The 1539-nt window shown below is 57.5% G+C and carries 2 protein-coding genes; one reads left to right on the plus strand and one right to left on the minus strand.

Features of this window, described 5'->3' with window-relative positions; genetic code table 11:
- Nucleotides 1-53 precede the first annotated feature (53 nt).
- Complete coding sequence (locus Mspo_RS19360; RefSeq protein WP_159732915.1) at nucleotides 54-1022, minus strand: IS5 family transposase; 969 nt, start codon at nucleotides 1020-1022, stop codon at nucleotides 54-56.
- A gap of 163 nt (nucleotides 1023-1185) precedes the next feature.
- Between Mspo_RS19360 and Mspo_RS19365 the strand changes: the two genes are divergently transcribed.
- Nucleotides 1186-1500 (plus strand): hypothetical protein, encoded by a 315-nt coding sequence (locus Mspo_RS19365; RefSeq protein ID WP_159732917.1) that lies wholly within the window; start codon nucleotides 1186-1188, stop codon nucleotides 1498-1500.
- Nucleotides 1501-1539: the final 39 nt, after the last annotated feature.

Genomic DNA, 1539 nt, shown 5'->3' on the forward strand with positions numbered 1-1539 from the left:
GGCGTTGTTGCACGGAGGTGAGTTGGGACGGAATTCGCCCTTTGGCGCGGTGATTATGCGAGGCGCACGAACTGTGCCTGACCGAGCTCACGCATACGATTGAGCGCTTTGACGGCAATCGCCACCTCCGTTCTGCGGCGATCATCGGCGCGTGATTTCAGAGCATTGCCGATGACGCGTTTGTAACGCCCAATAGACGCCTCGACTTTCGAGCGTCTGTTATAGCCAGAGGCTTTTTGCCAATGCATTCGACCTCGTTCGTCAATTTCCAAAATGTGCCGATCGCGTTGGCTCGGCAACGACGTCGCATCCGATCCGGCCACGGCGCCTTTGCACGGCGGAACGAGAACGGACATGTCGGGATTTCGTCTTGCGAGAAGCTCCCTCACGGCGCTTCTATCGTAGGCTCCGTCCCCAATAAATGAAGTCGGAGCCAGCGATAGTTGATCGAGCATCGGCCCGACATGCGAAGCATCGTCGACATCCTTATCGGTGAGGTCGGAGGCGACAATCTCGCCCGTGTCGGCATCGATGCCGATGTGAAGTTTGCGCCAGGCGCGCCGCTTTGTCGTTCCATGCTTTTCGAACAGCCATTCTCCGGCGCCGCGCAATTTCAGGCCTGTGCTGTCGATGATCAGATGGAGCGGGGCCGACGAGACGCGAGGCTTCTGCAAGACCTTCAATCCGCCAGCTCTGCGGCTGAGCGTTGTGTGATCGGGAACGGGCAGGTCAATCTCCAGCAATTGCATGATCGAACCGATCAAGCCTTCAGTCTGGCGCAGAGCCAGGCCGAATACGGCCCGCAAGGTCAGCGCCGTCTCGATCGCGAGATCCGAATAGTGACGCTGTCCGCCCGGCGTCGCACGCGGCTGCGCGCGCCAATCTGCAATGGCTTCCGCGGTGAACCAGATCGTCAGACTTCCGCGGCTACGCAATGCGGCTTCGTAATCCCGCCAATTCGTCACGCGGAATTTCTGCCGGGGAATATGATGCCGGCCATTTCGATGAAATTTGAAAGGCATGCCGATTCTCCCCGCGCCGACGACCGCGACTTTTGGCGTCAAACACATTAAACTCGCGCCGAATGCGTATCTATGTCCCCGAGCCAGCTCGTGGACCATCAGATGGCGTCAGGTTAGCAGCTTAACAGATATTGCCCAGGGTCTTACGCGCCGTGAGGAACAAATGCCGATCGACATAGATGCGTTGAGCGAGTCCGAGTTGGTGGATCTCAATCATAGGATCATCGAGCGACTACGCGTTCTTCATCAGCTACACGCGCATCAGGCCATGCTTAAATTTTCGATCGGCGATCGTGTGACGTTTGAAGATGGGCAAGGGCGTACGGTCGAAGGCACGCTGACCCGCTACAATCGCAAATCTGTGACCGTCATTGGAGCCGATGGACGGCACTGGAATGTCGCGCCGGGCTTCTTGCGAAAAGCAGATCAAGCTGCCACGGCGAAGACGCCGAGCATCATCGTAATTCCTAAACGATAACCTCAGGAAACGGCGTAAGCGTATCCATGCACCAAAGCC

The sequence above is a fragment of the Methylosinus sp. Ce-a6 genome (assembly GCF_009811655.1).
Classification (GTDB): domain Bacteria; phylum Pseudomonadota; class Alphaproteobacteria; order Rhizobiales; family Beijerinckiaceae; genus Methylosinus.